This window comes from Burkholderia sp. Bp9015, from assembly GCF_003853505.1.
Classification (GTDB): Bacteria; Pseudomonadota; Gammaproteobacteria; order Burkholderiales; family Burkholderiaceae; genus Burkholderia.
The window spans coordinates 53,269-71,045 of record NZ_QTPZ01000007.1; the positions used below are offsets into that span (position 1 = coordinate 53,269).

Annotated in this window: 16 protein-coding genes; 2 read left to right on the forward strand and 14 right to left on the reverse strand. The window is 60.8% G+C overall.

Going from position 1 to position 17,777, the window contains the following annotated elements; genetic code table 11:
- Positions 1 to 63 precede the first annotated feature (63 nt).
- Positions 64 to 2,268, forward strand: a complete 2,205-nt coding sequence (locus DIE12_RS10005) for a ParB/Srx family N-terminal domain-containing protein (RefSeq protein ID WP_124551146.1) — start codon at positions 64 to 66, stop codon at positions 2,266 to 2,268.
- 47 nt (positions 2,269 to 2,315) lie between these two features.
- Here DIE12_RS10005 and DIE12_RS10010 read toward each other — a convergent pair whose 3' ends face one another.
- From DIE12_RS10010 to DIE12_RS10020, 3 genes are read right to left on the reverse strand one after another with little or no spacing between them, the layout of a single operon-like run.
- The gene (locus DIE12_RS10010) at positions 2,316 to 3,047 is read right to left on the reverse strand and encodes a hypothetical protein (RefSeq protein WP_185641231.1); all 732 of its coding nucleotides are present in this window, start codon (positions 3,045 to 3,047) and stop codon (positions 2,316 to 2,318) included.
- Positions 3,037 to 3,744 carry a P-loop NTPase gene (locus tag DIE12_RS10015; RefSeq protein WP_124551147.1) on the reverse strand — a complete coding sequence of 236 codons (708 nt, stop codon included), beginning with the start codon at positions 3,742 to 3,744 and terminating at the stop codon, positions 3,037 to 3,039. The genes DIE12_RS10010 and DIE12_RS10015 overlap by 11 nt, the downstream gene beginning before the upstream one ends.
- A 9-nt stretch (positions 3,745 to 3,753) precedes the next feature.
- Complete coding sequence (locus DIE12_RS10020; protein WP_124551148.1) at positions 3,754 to 4,218, reverse strand: hypothetical protein; 465 nt, start codon at positions 4,216 to 4,218, stop codon at positions 3,754 to 3,756.
- A gap of 1,023 nt (positions 4,219 to 5,241) precedes the next feature.
- Between DIE12_RS10020 and DIE12_RS10030 the strand changes: the two genes are divergently transcribed.
- Positions 5,242 to 5,673 carry a hypothetical protein gene (locus DIE12_RS10030; RefSeq protein ID WP_124551149.1) on the forward strand — a complete coding sequence of 144 codons (432 nt, stop codon included), beginning with the start codon at positions 5,242 to 5,244 and terminating at the stop codon, positions 5,671 to 5,673.
- A gap of 253 nt (positions 5,674 to 5,926) precedes the next feature.
- Here the strand turns inward: DIE12_RS10030 and DIE12_RS10035 are convergent, their stop codons facing one another.
- The 11 genes from DIE12_RS10035 to virB5 form a co-directional block, all read right to left on the reverse strand.
- Positions 5,927 to 6,940: a relaxase/mobilization nuclease domain-containing protein gene (locus DIE12_RS10035; protein ID WP_124551150.1), complete on the reverse strand. Its 1,014-nt coding sequence runs from the start codon at positions 6,938 to 6,940 to the stop codon at positions 5,927 to 5,929.
- A gap of 1 nt (position 6,941) precedes the next feature.
- Entirely contained in the window at positions 6,942 to 7,478 is a 537-nt protein-coding gene (locus DIE12_RS10040) for a plasmid stabilization protein (RefSeq protein ID WP_124551151.1), read from the reverse strand.
- 8 nt (positions 7,479 to 7,486) lie between these two features.
- Positions 7,487 to 9,010 (reverse strand): LPD7 domain-containing protein, encoded by a 1,524-nt coding sequence (locus DIE12_RS10045; protein ID WP_124551152.1) that lies wholly within the window; start codon positions 9,008 to 9,010, stop codon positions 7,487 to 7,489.
- Between the two features lie 56 nt (positions 9,011 to 9,066).
- Positions 9,067 to 10,920 (reverse strand): PriCT-2 domain-containing protein, encoded by a 1,854-nt coding sequence (locus tag DIE12_RS10050; protein WP_124551153.1) that lies wholly within the window; start codon positions 10,918 to 10,920, stop codon positions 9,067 to 9,069.
- Positions 10,917 to 12,635, reverse strand: coding sequence for a type IV secretory system conjugative DNA transfer family protein (locus DIE12_RS10055; protein WP_124551154.1), 1,719 nt, complete (start codon positions 12,633 to 12,635; stop codon positions 10,917 to 10,919). Before DIE12_RS10055 ends, DIE12_RS10050 begins: the two co-directional genes overlap by 4 nt.
- Positions 12,632 to 13,006: a hypothetical protein gene (locus tag DIE12_RS10060; protein ID WP_124551155.1), complete on the reverse strand. Its 375-nt coding sequence runs from the start codon at positions 13,004 to 13,006 to the stop codon at positions 12,632 to 12,634. Before DIE12_RS10060 ends, DIE12_RS10055 begins: the two co-directional genes overlap by 4 nt.
- Before the next feature lie 9 nt (positions 13,007 to 13,015).
- The gene (virB11, locus tag DIE12_RS10065; RefSeq protein ID WP_124551156.1) at positions 13,016 to 14,134 is read right to left on the reverse strand and encodes a P-type DNA transfer ATPase VirB11; all 1,119 of its coding nucleotides are present in this window, start codon (positions 14,132 to 14,134) and stop codon (positions 13,016 to 13,018) included.
- The gene (virB10, locus tag DIE12_RS10070) at positions 14,131 to 15,357 is read right to left on the reverse strand and encodes a type IV secretion system protein VirB10 (RefSeq protein ID WP_124551157.1); all 1,227 of its coding nucleotides are present in this window, start codon (positions 15,355 to 15,357) and stop codon (positions 14,131 to 14,133) included. The genes virB11 and virB10 overlap by 4 nt, the downstream gene beginning before the upstream one ends.
- Positions 15,350 to 16,174, reverse strand: coding sequence for a TrbG/VirB9 family P-type conjugative transfer protein (locus tag DIE12_RS10075; RefSeq protein ID WP_124551158.1), 825 nt, complete (start codon positions 16,172 to 16,174; stop codon positions 15,350 to 15,352). The genes virB10 and DIE12_RS10075 overlap by 8 nt, the downstream gene beginning before the upstream one ends.
- On the reverse strand, positions 16,171 to 16,866 hold the full coding sequence (locus tag DIE12_RS10080) for a virB8 family protein (protein ID WP_124551159.1): 696 nt from the start codon (positions 16,864 to 16,866) through the stop codon (positions 16,171 to 16,173). Before DIE12_RS10080 ends, DIE12_RS10075 begins: the two co-directional genes overlap by 4 nt.
- A gap of 203 nt (positions 16,867 to 17,069) precedes the next feature.
- Positions 17,070 to 17,765 (reverse strand): P-type DNA transfer protein VirB5, encoded by a 696-nt coding sequence (gene virB5 / locus DIE12_RS10090; RefSeq protein ID WP_124551161.1) that lies wholly within the window; start codon positions 17,763 to 17,765, stop codon positions 17,070 to 17,072.
- Positions 17,766 to 17,777: the final 12 nt, after the last annotated feature.

The following is a 17,777-nucleotide window of genomic DNA, read 5'->3' on the forward strand; positions in this document are numbered from 1 at the left end:
ACGTCCTGACGCATCCGTACCTTACTGGCCCGGCATCTTCTTTCCTACTCTCAGGAGTCGATCATGCAAGCCCAATCTGTTGAGACCTCCACCGTCATCGTTAGCGCTACGGAACCTGCCGCAATGCTCGAAACGAACTTCGGCAACGAGCAACCGATCGTGACCGTACCGTATTCCTGCCTGCAACGCTCGCCGCTGAACGTGCGGACCAAACCGCCATCTGGCATCGCCGGACTCGCGGCGAACGTCCGCGCCAAAGGGTTGCTGCAAAACCTCGTGGTCCATGAGATCAAGGGGGCACGCGGGAAGCACCGAAAGTACGGCGTCTGCGCCGGCCGGCGACGCGAAGCCGCGCTCGATCTATTGTTCGAGCAGAAACACATCGCCGCCGACTATCCGGTCCCGGTGCGCATCGTCAGCGAAGGTGAAGCGCTCGCCATTTCGCTGATCGAGAACAGCGAACGCGAAGGACTCGATCCGTTCGACGTGCTGCGTGCCTATCGGATGCTGGCTGAGGAAGGCCGTAGCATCGACTACATTGCGGCTCTTTTTTCCGCCTCGCCTCTCACCGTCAAACGGCGCATGAAGCTCGCCAATGTGTCGCCCAAGCTGCTGGCACTGCTGCGCGAAGATGCCATCACGCTCGACCAGCTTGCCGCGCTTGCGCTGGCGGACGATCACGACGCGCAGGAACGCCTGTGGTTCGACGCCAACGAGTGGCAGCGTCAGCCGCACTATCTCCGGCAGGCGATCACGCACGCCGAGATCGATGCGAGCCGCAATCGCCTCGTGCGCTTCGTTGGCCTCGCCGCCTACGAGGCAGCGGGCGGCTATGTGCGGCGTGACCTTTTCAGCAACGACGAGCACGCGGGGTACATCGCCGATGCCGATCTGCTGCAGCGCCTCGCCGCGCAGAAACTCGATACAGCCGCAGACACTGTGCACGCCGAAGGCTGGGGCTGGGTCGAAACGCGCATCGAGCGCGACATGCTTGAACTGAACCGTTACGGCCGACTGCGTCCGAGTCGGCGTCCCTATACCGACGATGAGCAGCGCGAACTCGATACGCTCACCACGGAGCGCGACGAACTGGCCGACAAGCTCGACGCGCTACAAGAGGACGACGATGCCGATGACGAAGCAGAACGCCTCGACGATCAAATCGAGCAAGCAGAAGCCGCGATCCGCGCGATCGAGAGCCGTGCCATCGAATGGGGCACACCGCAGATGGCGGAAGCGGGTGCGTTCGTGATCGTCGGCGCTCAGGGCGAACTCGTCATCGAGCGCGGCCTCGTGCGCCGCGATAACAGCGCCGCGCTCGATGCGGCAGGTGCGACTGTGACCGCCACCGCCGAACTCGATGGCCCGGATACGGTAGACGCTCCGGCCAAGGTCAAACCCGTTCATAGTGCGATGCTGTGCCAGCGGCTCACCGCGCATCGCACCGCCGCCATCCATGCCGAACTAGTCACACAGCCCACCGTGGCACTCGCGGCCCTGTTGCAACACCTGATTCCGCAAGCGCTGCCCGAGCACTACGGTCACATCTGCGCACCGCGCTATCTGACGCTCTCTGGAAACCACAATCGCGATAGTCTTCTGCGGGCGGCGGACGACCTACCGGACAGCCCGGCGTGGAATACCATCGAGACGCAGCGAACGCGCTGGATTGGCGAGTTGCCGACGAACCGAACCGATCTGCTGCCGTGGTTGCTTGGGCAGGATGCGCATACAACGCTGCTCGACCTACTCGCATTCTGTACCGGTACCCTGCTCGACGGGATCGCGCCATCGGAAGCGCCGCATGCAATCAACGCGCTGGCCGATGCACTGCGTCTCGACATGACCCGGTACTGGACGCCCACGCGCACCGCGTACTTCGACCATGTCAGCAAGGCGCGCATCGCGGAAGTTGTATCCGGCGCAGTCTCGCCCAAGGTAGCGGCCAATCTCGACAAGATGAAAAAGGGTGATGCTGCTGCCGCAGCGGAACTTCGCCTCGCCAAGGTCGCGTGGCTGCCGGAAATCCTTACCGATCGCGAAGTTCCGGCATCGCCCTCATGGGCCATCCACGACGACGAGGATGACACCGATGACGAAGGGGTTGAGCCTGATGAAGCCGATGAGGACCGCGGGAATGACGGCAACCGCATCAACCATACGTCGCACGATGCCGAGCCGTCCGCCGGAACCACAGAACCGCCGCCGTGGCCGTTCCCGACTACCGAGTCGGTAGCCGCTGCACCAACTGACCCGGACGTCGCGTAACGACCGATCCTTATCCACGGACGCGACACAGTAGACGGCAAGATGGTTCACGGCCTGCCGTCTACTGGCCTGCCGTGCACCGCTCGCCCTACCAAGCCCGACGGGTGGTGCCCCCACCATCCGTCCATCCAACCGTCTGCCACCAGCACGATCAAACAGAGGACGACTCCGCCCGCCAGCCATAGACAGCGCATGGCACGCTCAATGCGCCGCTCCATCGCCGTGGACATTGCATCGATCCGCGCCGCCGCCACGTCCACCGCCCGCGCGAATCTGTCGACCACCTCGTCCAGCCGTTCCCGCTGCTCGCGCCCTGAAACTGCCACTGCACCAATCAGCCGATTACCCGCCGAATGTGCGACTTGAGCGGTCAATCTTGTGCTGAGCGTCGTCAGTGCCGCCTCATTGAGGTTTGCCAGCGCGTCCCGGTACCGGGCTTCATGTTCCTGTATCAGCTTTTCGGCCAACGTGATTGTTGCCTTGCACCGCTCCAGCGCGTCGCGGTGCTGCTGCATCAACTCATCGTTCGCGCCGCCGACTTCCCGCCGCGCCGCTTCGAGACTACCCTCGCTCGCCCATCGAATACGCTCCGGCATCGCCTCGTACAGGCGCGCGTAGTATTCAAGCACCGCGATGATAGACCAGAGCGCGTCGTTGTCCTGGAGGTTCAGGACGCCAGACACCCGACGCATGCGGGCCAAACTCGCCTCGTCGGGCACCTCGCCGGAGACCTCCTGGAACAGGCGGATCAGTGGCTCGACTGGCCGTTTACGGCTCATCGCCCGTTCCAGCGTTGTCCATCATCGTCGAGAACATCGTGTCGCATAACGCTCGCCAGCGCAGCAGCTCCGCCCGTTCACCGATGTGCATCGCTTCCGACGCGGTGCGAATCGACATCCGCTGACTCCGTAGTTCATCCGCGACGCGATCCGCCAGATCCGGGAAGTCGAGGGTGCATCCTCGTGTTTCGATCGTTTTACGGAGCTGTGACGCCTGATACAGCGTGAACTTGTCCGGCGTACCGAAATGGCCATTTCGCACGACGTGGATCGTTGCATCGGGAAACGTCGGACTGAACGCACGCAGTAGCTCCAGACTGTCGCGCTGCCGATTGATCACCCACAGTACGACGAGTTCGCGCCGCAATTCGCCGAGCGTACTGGCCAGTGTCGCGCCAAACCGCGCGACACCCGTTTGACTGCGCGCCGCCGTGTTGACGACGATCGCCGCATCCCGGCGTTCATCGCAAAAGTTGACCAGACCGATCCAGCCCTCGGCTTCGTCCAGGCTATAGGCAATGCAAGGTGCCTCGTCCTGAATCGCTTTCATCACGTCGGGATTGGACGTATCGGTTTCCACCAGCGCGACGGGGAGATCGCTGCGCTGCAAGTAGTCGGCCAGCGCGAGCGAAACAAAGCTCTTGCCCACACCGCCCTTGCTGCCACCCACCAGATAGATCGGGTAAGTCGTCGCCATACTTGTCCTCTACAGGTTCTCGGTGTCCGGCGCGATCGCGAATGAGAAAGCGTCCTGAATCACCATGGCCCCCGGTTTGGTCGTCGCTCGGCCGTTATCCTGGCGATCGCGATTCTCTACGTGGTCAACGCTCGGTGATTTCGTGTTCTGCGGTTTCCTGATTCGCGGTGATGCAGTAGGTTGGCCCGCCGGGATGGCCCTTTCCGCACACCCGGCCTTATGATCTTTCGTAACGCGTCGCATCGCGTAGCGCAATGTGCTGGCGCTGATGTCGACGCCCTCTTCAGCCAGCTGCCGAACGATTTCTTCGAACGTGTAGCCTTTCTGTTGCGCGCCGTTGATATGCGGCCGCATCGCGCTTACCGCGTCACGCACCGTGACGTGATGCTCGTTCGCAGGCTTCGGTGGCAGCGAGTCGAGACGGCGAGCGACCGCGTCCCATTGCGCTTGGGTAAAGTGCTTTATGACCGGCATGATCCGCCTCGACACACTGCCTTGATGCCATCTTGCTGATGAGACCGATGGCCGTCAACGCCAGAAAACAAGCCGATCTTTGCGCATTGGATCGCATGGGAACGGGCCGGAATTGCACGGCATCTAATATTTTTTTTCGTCGCGTAGAAGCAACGCGATCCAGCGATCGATCCACGCACCAAGTAGCAATCGACGGCGGGAGCCAGCTGTATCCGATCACGTCAGCGAGGATCGAGGATCGAGGATCGAGGATCGAGGATCGAGGATCGAGGATCGAGGATCGAGGATCGAGCCAGTGTATTCGACAGATGCAATTTTCTGCGTCTTCGTGCCGATTCTTGCTCGTTGAGTTCGCAGTCCGACCGACTAAGTTACGTGTTCGGTCCGTCGATCTTGTTGCGTCGTCTGCAAGTGACACGATCACTCTTCTCGCTCATAACACGTGGTTTTCCGACGTCACGTAGCCGATTCATTGACATGACGCAACCCGTGCCGTCCGCTGTCTTTTTTGATTACATGCGGATCGTCTTGTTGCGCGAGACGCGTTCCCTTCCTACGCACTACGAATACAACTTTTTTCAACCATGACTCCATCTTTCTGCATGGCCGCACTGCATCGCGCGTCGCAATTTGCAAACGGCGAAATAAAAGGATAAAAGAAACGGAACTGCAGGATAGGCTACCGCCGGTTTTTGGCGCCATTGCGATGCTGCTCGAAACATCAAGTCCGATCCAATGTCCCAGGTGTTTTCTAGATCAACTCCTACAGCGCGCGCCGCCAAGTATTTCCTGTTGTCCCCCATTCATCCACGTCTTCGCTCTTAGCGAGAACCTGAGTTCCTCAGCACGCAGAGATTCACGAAACAACGATCCACTGAAATTTTCGAAGTCGAGATTGTTCGTTCGTGGCCTAGCCGTCTATATTGGAAGGAAGGGCAGTCGACACATCACATTTCCCGGTTGTGTCATTCATGTCGGCAAAGGAGGCGTCCTGATCGGGGCGACAGTCTGGAGGAGTGTTCCGTGGAATTTCTTAAACTTGCAATCATCTTTGGTACAGTCATCGCGATTGCAAAGAGCATTCAGCTTTTTAGTCGTCACTCGCGACACCAGTACGGTTACAGCCTCTTCACGGCACGTGGATTTTGGCTTGCCGCAGTCGGCATCAATCTCACATGGTGGGGATACGTCGGATGGGGAACCGCACTACTGCATCACGAATCGACGTGGGCCGGTCTCGCCCTCATGGCAATGGGACTTGCTACAATCATCCGGTTGATCTACGAAAACGTCAGGAACACGGCATCCATATATGGTGTTCCCGGGTCGATCCTGCAACTTGTGCTGTTTTTTCCGGTCGCAGTCTACGGCATCCCGCTTCTCGCGATCACGCTCCTGTTTCTGCTCTTCGTGACGTTCAAGGCCGGACCAGCGTGGTTTTCCGATCGGGAATGAACCCAGCGGCGTGAAACTGCAGTCTCAAGTCGAGACACACGGAGCAATATCCGCGGCACTGTTCGAGATTACCATCAAGCCGGGTCCGACGGATCATCCGGGGTCCAGCGTAGAAGACCGCGTCGCATTTGCGAGTAAAAGGCGCCGCGTACCCAAACGGGCACTAACTTTCCACACACCTGGGATTTGGCTCACTAATACGATTGCTGCCGATTCGCGGCATGATAGCTATAGCCATCATGCACTCTGGTCATCAGCGTTCCACATCCGGCCTGGCGCCGTCTGAACGCTCTACGGTATCTGGCACCTGACGATCGGGCTTCTCGCCTCTATCATCCGGCTCACGCCCTACCATTGGTCGATTTCGTTGCACCGGCATGGACCCGACGAAGTACGCCATTTCAACGGCCATCGCGCGATCCTCGCGCGCCCCCGACCTCGCCATTGCGTAGGCCATTGCTCGCCAGGCGGCAAATACGCCACCTTGCGCGACCCATTCTGCATCCCGCTGCGCATCGGTCGGCATTGATTTCCAGTACCTCAGCGTTTCGCCACGCGCGACCATATGGATGACGGGCTGCTTCGGGTAGCGCTGCGTCACGCCACGCACACGCCGCTGCGTCGCATTCGCCTCGACACCAAGCTCACGCAGTTTCTCCGCAAAACGCTCACGCCATCGCTGAAGATCCTTGTGACGTGGATTCAGACGACGACCATCCGGTCCACGTACCTGCACGCTCAGATGCACATGCGGATGTGCTTCGTCGTTGTGCGCGGCGAAAACATATGCCCTACCATCACCGAACTCAAGTGCCGCGAAATCTCGCGCCGCATCGCACACCGCTTTCCGATCCGTTCCTGGTGGCATCGACAGCAGGATGTTGAAAGTCTCGCGACGCGTGCTGGTCTCGGGGATGCCCCACCCGCCGAGTTGCCAGGTCTTCGCTAGATCGCTCACCGCATCCTTGCCTTCAATCCGGTCACCGTTCTGATCTTCCAGTTCGATCCTGCCGTTACGAGAGATATAGCGCAGATGTCGACGTACGGCTCCCATGCCCTGCGCACCCGCCGTCTTGTTGGTAATCTTGACCATGACTTCCGGGGTACGCCTGAGCGTGCGGACAACCTGCGCGCGCATGCGAGCAGCAGCGTTGCGAATACCCACATGTGAGAGCCGCGACGCTTGCGCATGTCGTAGCGGATCATGAAACAGGCGATCGCCCCAGTTCACGAGCATCGCGTCGATGTAGATTTTCGGGTATGGCATGTCAGCGGCTCCATCGATCAAGGTTCGCACGCATGATCGCGGCCGTCGTACGCAGGTGTTCGTCAACACACTTTCGCAATTCCGCCCACTCGAACATCGAATCTCGACGCACTGGCTCGATTTCGTCGGCACGTGCAAGTTTGCCCAACAAACGGCTGATCTCAGCAAGTCGCTGGTTTGATACGAACAGTGCATTCAACTCGGGCTCACCCAACTGCGGTTCCCGGCTCAATTGCGCCCGAACCAGCGATACGATCCAGCGATTACTGCGTAGGCCCATTGCTGCGGCGCGCCGCTCGACTGCATCCAGCTCCGCACTGGTCAGTCGGATTTCGACGCGATGGCGCGGCTCCCCAACGATCGGTCGAGGCAAGCGCCACATGGTTGTGCCGGACTCGCCGTTCGCATCGGCGCAAATCGCGATTGCGACCAACTGGCGCACGCCCTCGCCCGCCGTCAAACCTCGGCGAGCGCACCAGTCGTCCCAGCGCAACCTGACTGCCCCGAGTTCGACGCACAAACGCTCGCGCACGACCACGATTCACCTCAGCGAGAAGGTGATGATCGCGACGGCTCGGCCGGCGTGGGCTCGAGTTCGCGGGCTGGCGTGCGTTCGGGAGCCTGATGCTTGCGACGATTCCGGCCCGATGGCGCGCTCGGATCGAACACCTTCGGCACCGGGAGCGGAGTGCCTTCGCGCTGGAACGCCGCCAGCATGCGTTCAGCGTGCTGCCGCACTCGGGTAACGGAGCGCTCGCTGAAACCCTGTTCTCGCATGGCGGCAGTCAGCACGGCCACATGCAATGCCCGTTCGCCGCCCAAATGGCGCGCATCGTGACTGCCGTGCAGTTCTGTCTCACCGACTGGAGCACCGAGTGAATCTACAGATCGTGCTTCGTCATCCTGCGGATAGTCCGGCTTGTTTGAGGCTGCAACGTCATGGCCGCGCTGTATGATCTCTACCTGCCAGGTATTGCGATGCACGACCTTCTCTTCTTCACCGATCACACTTCCTTCGTCGTTCAGGACCGGCATTCGCACGGTGACGAGGCGTTTGCCGAGATTTTCGAGTGTCACCTGCTGCCCGATCTTGGCATTCGCTTCACGCACCGCCCGCTCGAGATCCACACCCCATACGACCTGATCGACGCCCGCCACATCGCGAAATACCACGTAGTACGATTCGCTGCGCGCTGGATTGTGCTGATACGGGGCATCGCCATGCTCGAGCAGTTCCCCGACGTATCGTCGAGGGATATCGGCTTCGTCGTTTGCAGCACTACGGCTGCCTTCAGGAATAGGCGGTTCCGACACCGATGCTCGGACCGCAGGGGCTGAAGAATCTCCGTTACGATTCTCGCCTGGGTCAACCCGGGATGGGCTTGAAACCATGGCCTGACTATCTGCGAGAGTCGGCGCACTCGCAGCAGCTGGCGGCCCGACTTGCGCGACCACCTCGATGCGATTGTCCAACCTCGCCTGCCGCGCATCTGTCAGCCGCGCCAGATCTGCGGCTTTCGGCTCGTAGCCGCTCACTTCAATGCAGAGCAACGTGCCCTGCAACCAGGCCTCGCTACGAAACATTTCGTGGCCCGACACACGAATGCGCCGCCACGATTTCGCGTGCACCATGTCAATCATCGACTCGACCACGTCCGGCCGGTTATGCTCGGTGACGAGATATGGCCCTAAATCTTCGAACGCGAGTTGATACGGCGCATCCTTCAGGAAATACTGGTTCCCCGCGCGCAGGTAACGCTTGCGCACGCGTTCTGGCGGTTGGTCGAGCGGCACATTCGTCAAATCCATGTCCGCAGGCGTCCTGCTCGGCGAGCGAGTCTCGGCCTTCTGCAGCGTGGCCGCATCGTCACGGATCGCCTGCTCCCGCAATCTCGCCCGGGCGGCATCGAACTCACGTCCGCGCCGAACCGAAACGGCAGCAATTGCAGCCGATTCCAGCCTGTCCCGACGTTCATCCGACGCAGCCGGTCCGCCACCTATGGCCGGCAAATCCTGTTCAATCACGTTGATAACCGGATCGGTTTCGTCCGCGGAATTTCTCAGAGCCATGTGGCACCTCGCATGCTAGAGATCGGCGTTGAATGTCGGCGCGATGCTGGTATGCCTTATCGGTCGGGCATTGAACCGGCTTCGCGAGACGCTTCCTGTTCTCGCGACTTCTCGAGTGCGGCCGCACGCGCTTCGCGGATGCGTGTCCAAGATCTCGCCTGCAACTGATCGAGCATCGCCTCCAGATTGGGGCTGTAATTCAACTCGCGTGCCGATTTCTTCAGCGAACCGACCATACGTTCCAGCAGATCGCGCGCCCGGTCCCACGGATAGACCTTCGCCTGGCAGCCGTCATAACCCACTTGCAACTCGGATCCGTTCAGCCGGGCGTTTTCATCCATCCATTTCAGACGGTCGGATACAAACGTCATCTGATCCTTGCGGTGGAACACGACACTGCGTGTCGCGACCTGCTGGATCAGATAGTGTTCCGTATTGAACACCTCCCCCCGATAGGGGCCACCGTTTTCGCGCGGCGTCCCCATCTTGAGCGGTGAGCCAAACCGATGTTCCGCTAGCGCCTTGACCTCGTTTGGCACGTCACCCGCGCCAAACAACGGCTCGCCAATTGACGGACTCGTTGACGCGAATCGAGGTGGATCGGCAGCCGATGGCAACGCAACCGGCAGAACGGGCGGAGAGTCCACCGCGGGTGATGCCGAACCGGATGCACTATCCGTTGCCGACACCTCCGGTGTGGCCTGCTTCGGGGCACCGCGCTTTGCAGGCCGGCGACGCGACGTGCCGTCATCTTCTGCCAACAGCTTTTCCTTGACGTTGCTCATTTTCCTGCCCTCCTCATGCTCATTCACCTCAACCATAGTCACACCGGATTCGGTGGAGATTTCCGATTGACCATCTGCCCTTACAACGGAACGGACCACTGCGCGCAAGTATTCGCCGACCGCTTCAAATCCGCTCAGTACCACCATGTCACTGAAGTCGTTCGGTACCATGTCGTGGATGCGTGCATCTGCGGCGAATCGTGGCCAAACCAGATGTGCCCTCGCGTCTTGCGCCGCACGCCGAGCCTGCGCCTCGCCACTACCCAGTTCACCTAGCAGGATCAGCTCCGCGGCGGGATACTGTTCACGCAAGCTCTGCGCCACCAGCCCCAGGTTCCCACTGGACAGCGCCGCCGTCGCAAACCAGCCTGTGGCTCTTGAAGCCGCCAATGCCGTCGCCATGCCTTCCGCGATCAGAACCCGCGAGGGTGCGCTGGCCGGAACCCATATCGGCTCCGTCGTCCAATAGCCTCCCCTCTTCGCGCCGCCAGCTAGGGACGATTTGCGACCGTGTTCGTCGATCAGTTCGAGCGTCGAGATCGATCCATTCCAGACCGGCACGACCAAAACACGTCCATTCAGCGGTAGTTCCTCGCTGACCGGCAGGTAGCCAAGCAGCGCACGCAGTTCAAGTGCATCGAGCTCACGCAGCGTGTATGCAGGCTCAAGGTGCTTACGTACAAGATAGGGATGCTCCGGGCCGACTGGTCTCGCCCACTGCCAGATCGCTTCGGCCTCGTGGGCAACAGCTGCGTGACGTGCTTGCAGTTGCGCCTCCTCCCGTGCGCGCTGAGCCAACACCTCGGGTGACGCCGCCAGTACGGCGGTCATGCGATCCGGATAATTCGCCCGCTTCAGATCGAAGCCGTACTGACGTGCCTGCCAGAAGAGCGTCGCGAGCGTCTTACCACCCGATGCACTGGCCGACCGCCATGTGGTCCGGGCGGCACGCTCGTCGTAGTTGGCTGCCGTCCGGCTCCACGCGTCCCAGATTTCAAAGCCTTCGTCACCGAAGCCCTGCTTGAGCGCGAACGCCATATCGACCCAGGTCTCGTAGTCGTCGGCCGGAATCACGGCAAGCGCTGCACGTGCACGGTCCGAATCACGCACATAGGGCGCTGTCATTGCCGGGCTCCGACGACTGGCGGACCGTCCATGGCGCCCTGGCGCGCCGGTTCAACAAAATCGAGCTCAGCCACATCAAGATCATTCACGCTCAGGTAACGTCTCGCCTGCTCAACCTTACTGACCGGCACGCCCAGCAGCATGAAATGCCGGTCCACGTAGGCCACAGCCTCCTCCTCGCTGATGTCGGCCAGATTCGGCGGTAGATCACGCGGATCCCACGCCTGCAAGACTTCCAGGTACTCGTGCGGCAGATGGATGAGCCCCGCACCCTCCGGGTCGAGCTCATCAGGATGCAGATCGCGCAATCGGCGCTCGACCACTGCAGAGAAATGCGCCATGTTCAGGACGGGCACGGACGGCGCGGGCACGACGCGGGAGGCGAACTCGGGATCGCGCCAATAGCAAATCTTGTCGGCCAAAATCGGCTTGGTGTTTTCGAGCAAGATGATTTCCTTATCTCGCTCCAGTTCCTTCAACTCCTGCGGCAACAGCAACGGCCGGCGCTGTTCGGATACGCTTTCGCTTGAGCCACCTCGGCCGCCAAAGAATGCATTGGGGCGGCTCACACTGCGCGACTGGTCGGTGAACGTACCGAGCATTTCCGAGTATTCGTTCGCGTCCTTCTGCTCGCGCGGCGCATAGAGGATCTGCATCGCGTGGTTCGTGATGATGGTACGGGCATCGGATCGCCCGTAAACAGATTCGAATTGCGCGATCGATTGCACGATCGACAGCACGCGCAGGTTGAAGCCCGGCATATAGGCAATAGCGCGCGGAAGAATGTGGATCTTTCCGATTGCCGTCATCTCATCGAACAAAAGCAGGCATTGGAACCTGAGCGTAGGATCAGCTTCGGGCAGCTGCTTCGTGTTCAAGTTGATAATTTGCGAAAAAAGCAGGTTCACGATCAAGGCCGCTTCCGACAGATGATCGGGCGTGACACCGATATAGATGGAAATACGTCGACGCCGCAGATCACGCACATCAAAATCGTTCGCGCTCGTTGCTGCGTCGACAATCGGATTGGCCCAGATCGTCAGCGGCGCATTGAAGGTCGCCAACACGCTCGCCAGCACCTTGTCGTCATTGGACAGGAAGCGATTCAGTGCATCCACGCACGGTCCCGAGAGCAAACCACGATGCCGGACCAGCGCGCGCTGCAAATAGGGTTTGACCGGCATGCCATTGCCCGACGACTGCCGCAGCACTTCTCCCATCGTGACGGGAACATCGGGAGTCGACGCATCCTTGCCGGCCCGGTACGCATCGCGCCATTCGCACAGCAGAAGCACAATGCCGAGGAACAGATTTCGCGCCTGATCTTTCCAGAAATCGTCGTGGCCGCCTGGTGGATAAAGTGCATAGCCGATCGCGAGAATGTCGCCCACGCGGAACAAGCCATCGGAGATTGCCGAGAGGGGGTTGTAGCGGTGTGTCCGGCCATCTTCAGCAAACGGATTGAACAGAAACACATCCTGCCCATTCGCACGACGGAAACCGGCTGTGGCCGCATAGTTTTCCTGCTTGATGTCGAGCACCACCACCGAATCTGGAAAGGTGAGAAGATTCGGGATCACGACGCCGACACCCTTGCCGGAGCGGGCAGGTGCAGCAAGTAACACGAACTGCTGACCGGCAAACCGCAGATAGCGGCCGCGCCATACCCCCACGACAATCACAGGCGACGTATTGAGGTGGGCTTGCGTCGTCATAGCAACCCCGCCCGCCGAATTTCAGCCTCGTTCGCAAAACGCGCACTGCCATAGAGATGACGTCGACGTGAGCTCACCCATAGCGCATGGACGCCAAATACCGGACCACCCAAAGACACGAATACGCCAAACAGCGCCGCCCCCACCAGTTTGCGTCCGACGTTCGGCATCATCCCGTCTCGCCACATCAGCACCGCATCGAGCCAACCCCACAGTCCCGCGTGCAGCGGATTAATGCGCAGGCTGGCATAGAGGAGGAACGACGCAAGCCAGAGTGACGCTGCCAGTCCAGCCATCAAGCAAGCTAGCGCGACCAACGTCACTCCAGCTGTCCGAATGTGCTGGCACAAAGGAGAAGACGGATGGTCCATGGTCGCCCCCTATACAAACGCGGTGCGCGCCTTGCACCCCGGATCGAACCACACTTCGGTCATGCCCCAGCGCCTGCCGGTCTGGTTACCCTCTGCGTCGAACACCGGGCGTGATTCCATGTGCGCGACGACATCGACTGTCAGGAACAGCAACCTCTTGAGTGCAGCATCGTCCCAGGCAGCGGCCTCCGGATGTTCCTTTGCCATCAGCGCGAATCGCTCGATCGCGACGGTTACGTTGGGTGCGTGAAAGCTCGTGATCGACCCTGCGTGCCCCGTCGTCAGCAGTTTCAGAAAGTCGTAGGCTTCGGCACCACGCAGTTCTGCCAACAGCACGCGATCCGGACGCATGCGCATCGCGCATGCAATCAGGTCCGCAGGCGTCACCTGCGCGTGGCCATGCCCGCCCTTGCTGTATAGAAGATGTACGCAGTTCTCAATGTGCCGGATGAATAGCTCACGAACGTCCTCGATCGTCACGACCCGCTCAGTCGCAGGAATCGAGCGGCACAGGGTCTTCATGAAACTGGTCTTGCCGGACCCTGTATTGCCGACCACTGCGATGTTGCGTTTGCCCGAGACAGCGCGCTCGAAGAAGGTGCACCAGTCATGCTCTTCCAGGCACCGGACGAGATTGCGGTCTTCGACGGGCAAGTCCGCCAAAGCTGAATCGAGTCCGTCCGGCCTACGCCATACCGTAGCGTCGAACAATCCCTCGTCCCGACACGTATCGAGCGTCTTTTCGTCTGGGGACGGACGGCGGATCGTGACCGACACCGTCCGCGCCTGCACGACAGGCGGAACCACGATCTGGAGACGTGCGTCGTCCGGCAACAGTGCCGACAGAATCGGATGCTGCGACGACACTTCCTGGTTGGTCAGGGTAGCGACCGACACCGCGAATGACATCAACCGGTCGAAATCGAGATCGGCGTAGTCGTGGCCGTGCCAGCCAAGCGAGTTCTCGGTCAACACGCGCTGCGGCCGATTGATCACCAGTTCAGTCACATCGGGATCGTCGAGCAGCGGCGCGAACGGTCGCATCAGTTCGCGCACGGATGCGTCGTCGGGCAACCGAGCCAGCACCACATCGCGCGATCCATCTAGCAGGGGCGAATGAATCATCATCGCGTGCCCTCCGGCTGCAGGGCATAAACCGATCCGAAGTCCAGATCACGCGCAATCACGATCGTGAACTCCCCGCCTTGGTTTTGGGTGAGAGTCGGTGGGATACCGATCGTGCTGTCGAGAACGCGCGTGGCCATGTCGTTGCCCTGCTGTTGTGTGCTCTGGAACACCACCGATCCGTTGGTGTTGCCACCGCGAGTCGATAGATAGCCGATCGCGTCCTGGGTAACGCCAAGCAGCATTGCTGCGCCAATGCGCTGACTCCAGTGGTTGTCCACGTAGCCGTCGACGCCCATGCGGCCGAGTGCGTCGGCTGCCGGGGAATCGATCTCGACCGTGACACCGTTGGGTGTCTTAATACGGGCCGACAGCACGAATACCCGCTTCTGCCCCGGAGACATGTTCGAGCGATATTGACTGTTGATCTGCGAACCCCGTTCAATCAGCACGACGTTGCCATCGTCGGAATACACGTTCTTGGTCACCGTGCAGGTCGACAAACCGGCCTCGGTCGAATCAAACGCCGTATCCCCCGCGCAGTCGATCTTGGCGCCCTGCGCAAGCACCAGGCTCCGATTGCCGAGCGTCCCGGCCTGAACACGCGGTGTCACGGTCGGCATCAGCGCTTGGGCGAACCCGCCCCCGATCTGCCCCGAACCTTGAGCTGACGCGCCTGCACCGCCGTTTACGCCGGCGGCAAGCGGGAAAGGTGCACCACCCAACCCCGGCACGCCTGGCCCCGCACCTGTGGTTTCCTGTCCACCGCCCGTTGCAAGCAGTGGCGCATCGTAGTAGCTGTGAGGTGTCGCAGCGTGTGCGATGCGAGCAGGCGTGACCACGCCTGAATTCGATGCGGGGCGTACGGCAATCGCGCTTGCTGGTACCGTTGCCGAAGCGGCACTACCGGCCGACGACGCGGGCAGATCGTTGAACATGCGCCCCTGGGAAGACGTACCTGCCATCGAATCGCGCCGCGCCTTCGCTTCGGCATCGTGCCGCGCGAGAAAACCGTGCACGGTCCAGACGGCGCCCACCCCGACGATCAGCACGATCACGATAGGCGTCAGCCACCAGGCGCGCGGGCGTGCACCACGGTATTGCCCCAACGCTGGCATACCGCGATCAGCCGACGCATTTAATGCGCTCGCGTTCTGGCCATCTTCAGACTGACGGTCGGAGCCCTCGTCTGGCTCAATCACGTTGTGCGGGGTATCGTCATTCATCGCGATGGCTCCGCAGAATGCGCTTCACCCCGTTGACCGTCGTGCCGTCATGAGCCGGCACGCCGTCGATGTCGTAGGCGTCATTCCAGATTCCAACGACCTCCCGTGCGAGCCGCAGCACGAATCGCTTCGCCACCTCGTGCACGACGATCGTGTCACCGTCGATGTGCTTGTCGACCACGCTTTCCGTACCGTCGTCGGCCACCCGGAAAATCGCCGGCATGCGCCGGTTGTTCGGAATACGCAGATACGTAAAACGTCCGTCGTCCCATGCCGCGGTCGGCGCGATGTCGTCGGAGCTCGGCATCACCTGCATCGAATACCGTGCGTTACGCACGGTCGCCGGCTGCGCCAGGCGCTTCGCAACCAACTCGACATCCGACTCCCCCGACGCCCGCTTCGCCAACTCGTCCGGATAGACGAAAGTCACGCGATACATCACGCGGTCATTGCCGAACTTCGACTTCAGCGGAAGCACCACGAGATCAAAGCTGTAGCTATGCCGGTCGGTGCGAATTTCGAGATTTGAATCGTGGGCGGCAAGCTGCGGTTTCAAGTACACATCGTGATCGCCCTTGCTCGCGACCACCTGCCAGCCGTCTCGATCACCAGGCGCGACTACCTGAATGTGTTCGTTGGAACCCAACACGATATGCGTCGCAAAGCCGCGTTGAGCCTCCACGCGCACCACCTCGTCGGCTCGATAGATCACCTGGCGAACGCGCGAGTCACCGTTCCAACCGGGCAGATCAACCGCCCTCGCGCCCCCCACGAACAGTAGGCTCACCAGCGCGATGCCAAACGGAAGCACTCTCATGGCGTGCCTCCTACCGCCGAGGCCGACGGCGTATATTCCGCATCCCGGCTATAGGCCGTGACCTTGAAGCCGAATGGATTGACGATCGCCACGCTCTCACGCGTAAACACGGGCGGCCGGTAGGTATAGGCCAGCGTGATCACGAAGCGCTGCGTCGGCTCGGCATGGGCTTCGCCATTCTTGAACGAAGTCCGTTCGACATGCACAACCGCCCGACCAGGTTCGTCGGGCGGCAGCGTGACCGAGAGAATCCGGATGCGCCGCTCGACGCCAGCACCCAATTGCCGATCCAGTGCATCGGGACCGCTGTAGATGCCACGGAAATCGCGAGCAACCACGTCATCGCTCATCGTGAGCACGCTGTCGTAGTCCATCTGCAGCAGACCCCAGTTATAGCGCTCGCGTGCGCGCACATAAGTCTCGACCCAGTGCTTATCCTGGATTTCCTTCGTATGCACATGACGGGCGTCGAGCACGTCGATCACCTGGGATTCGCCCGTCAGACGATCGACCTCGATGGGTAGAGGCACGACTCGATAGAACGGCACCATCACTGCGAGTGCTACCGTGCTCAGCACAGCAATGCCAACTGCAGCGTAAGCGACATGCCACGCACGACGTTCGGAGCATTCCTGCAGGTACGTCAGCGACGCCTCAATGTCGAGGACGCGGCCATAATCGTGCGAGCTCATGAGTGATCCCCTGCATCCGGCGGCTGATCTGGAGCGGCCGGCACGGTCGCTGGCACGTCAGGCACGGGCGGTACACGATTGACTGGCACGCGATGCAGGCCGTCCGGCAATACGGTCTTGGGTGGCCCACTGCTGCAGGCGGCAAGACTCCAGGCAAGGCATCCGGCGAACGTCAACGAACTCAGTATGGACATGGTGTCGCCTCAGTTTCCGAATGACGCGGGCACCATCTGGTCCTGGAGCCGGTTGGTCTTACCCGCTCGGCTCAGCACCAGTTCACTTTGCTGCTCGGCTACGAGCTTGTCCTCCGTCTCGGCCAGCATGCGAAAGAGCTGCAGTTTGGTCATCTCGTTGCCGACCGCCGTGGATTCGGTCTGAATACGCGCCTGCAATTCCGCGACGCCCTTCGGGTCCTGCGTCGCGTTGATCTGTTGCGCAAGACTCTGGATCTGGTCCAGCTCCCGCAGCTCGGTCTGGTATGCCTGCAGGCCGAACGCCTTGTCCTGATAGGGTTTGTTGAGCGTGCGCCAGCACAACTGCTGATCCACCCCGGTTTGGTCATCGCAGTCGTAGACCTGACTGGCCGAGCGCAATGCCTGCGCACTACCCGTCAGGCCTGCATAGCCGCCGTTCTGGATCGCGGTATAGACGCTCTGCCAGTTCGACGGTAACGAGTTGGCGACGACCGGATTGCTCAGAAGCGTGCCGAAACCGCGTGAACCAATCGTCGACTGATAGATCTGCATTTCTTGCTGCACTTGCTGCTTGAGTTGGCCCACGGTGGCAATGGCCTGCACAACGTTCTGTGCGTCGTAAACCGGGATCCCTTGCGCGTGAGCGCCAGCGCATTGCGCCGCACACACGAATGCGACAGTGATCCATTTGCTTCGTCCATTCATGGTCGTTACCTC

Coding starts and splice junctions, on each gene's coding strand:
- DIE12_RS10075 (WP_124551158.1), bottom strand. CDS start 16,174: ATGAGAGTGCTTCCGTTTGGCATCGCGCTGGTGAGCCTACTGTTCGTG.
- DIE12_RS10055 (WP_124551154.1), bottom strand. CDS start 12,635: ATGACGACGCAAGCCCACCTCAATACGTCGCCTGTGATTGTCGTGGGG.
- DIE12_RS10015 (WP_124551147.1), bottom strand. CDS start 3,744: ATGGCGACGACTTACCCGATCTATCTGGTGGGTGGCAGCAAGGGCGGT.
- virB11 (WP_124551156.1), bottom strand. CDS start 14,134: ATGATGATTCATTCGCCCCTGCTAGATGGATCGCGCGATGTGGTGCTG.
- DIE12_RS10045 (WP_124551152.1), bottom strand. CDS start 9,010: ATGGCTCTGAGAAATTCCGCGGACGAAACCGATCCGGTTATCAACGTG.
- virB5 (WP_124551161.1), bottom strand. CDS start 17,765: ATGAATGGACGAAGCAAATGGATCACTGTCGCATTCGTGTGTGCGGCG.
- DIE12_RS10060 (WP_124551155.1), bottom strand. CDS start 13,006: ATGGACCATCCGTCTTCTCCTTTGTGCCAGCACATTCGGACAGCTGGA.
- DIE12_RS10050 (WP_124551153.1), bottom strand. CDS start 10,920: ATGACAGCGCCCTATGTGCGTGATTCGGACCGTGCACGTGCAGCGCTT.
- DIE12_RS10035 (WP_124551150.1), bottom strand. CDS start 6,940: ATGCCATACCCGAAAATCTACATCGACGCGATGCTCGTGAACTGGGGC.
- DIE12_RS10005 (WP_124551146.1), top strand. CDS start 64: ATGCAAGCCCAATCTGTTGAGACCTCCACCGTCATCGTTAGCGCTACG.
- DIE12_RS10010 (WP_185641231.1), bottom strand. CDS start 3,047: ATGAGCCGTAAACGGCCAGTCGAGCCACTGATCCGCCTGTTCCAGGAG.
- virB10 (WP_124551157.1), bottom strand. CDS start 15,357: ATGAATGACGATACCCCGCACAACGTGATTGAGCCAGACGAGGGCTCC.
- DIE12_RS10080 (WP_124551159.1), bottom strand. CDS start 16,866: ATGAGCTCGCACGATTATGGCCGCGTCCTCGACATTGAGGCGTCGCTG.
- DIE12_RS10020 (WP_124551148.1), bottom strand. CDS start 4,218: ATGCCGGTCATAAAGCACTTTACCCAAGCGCAATGGGACGCGGTCGCT.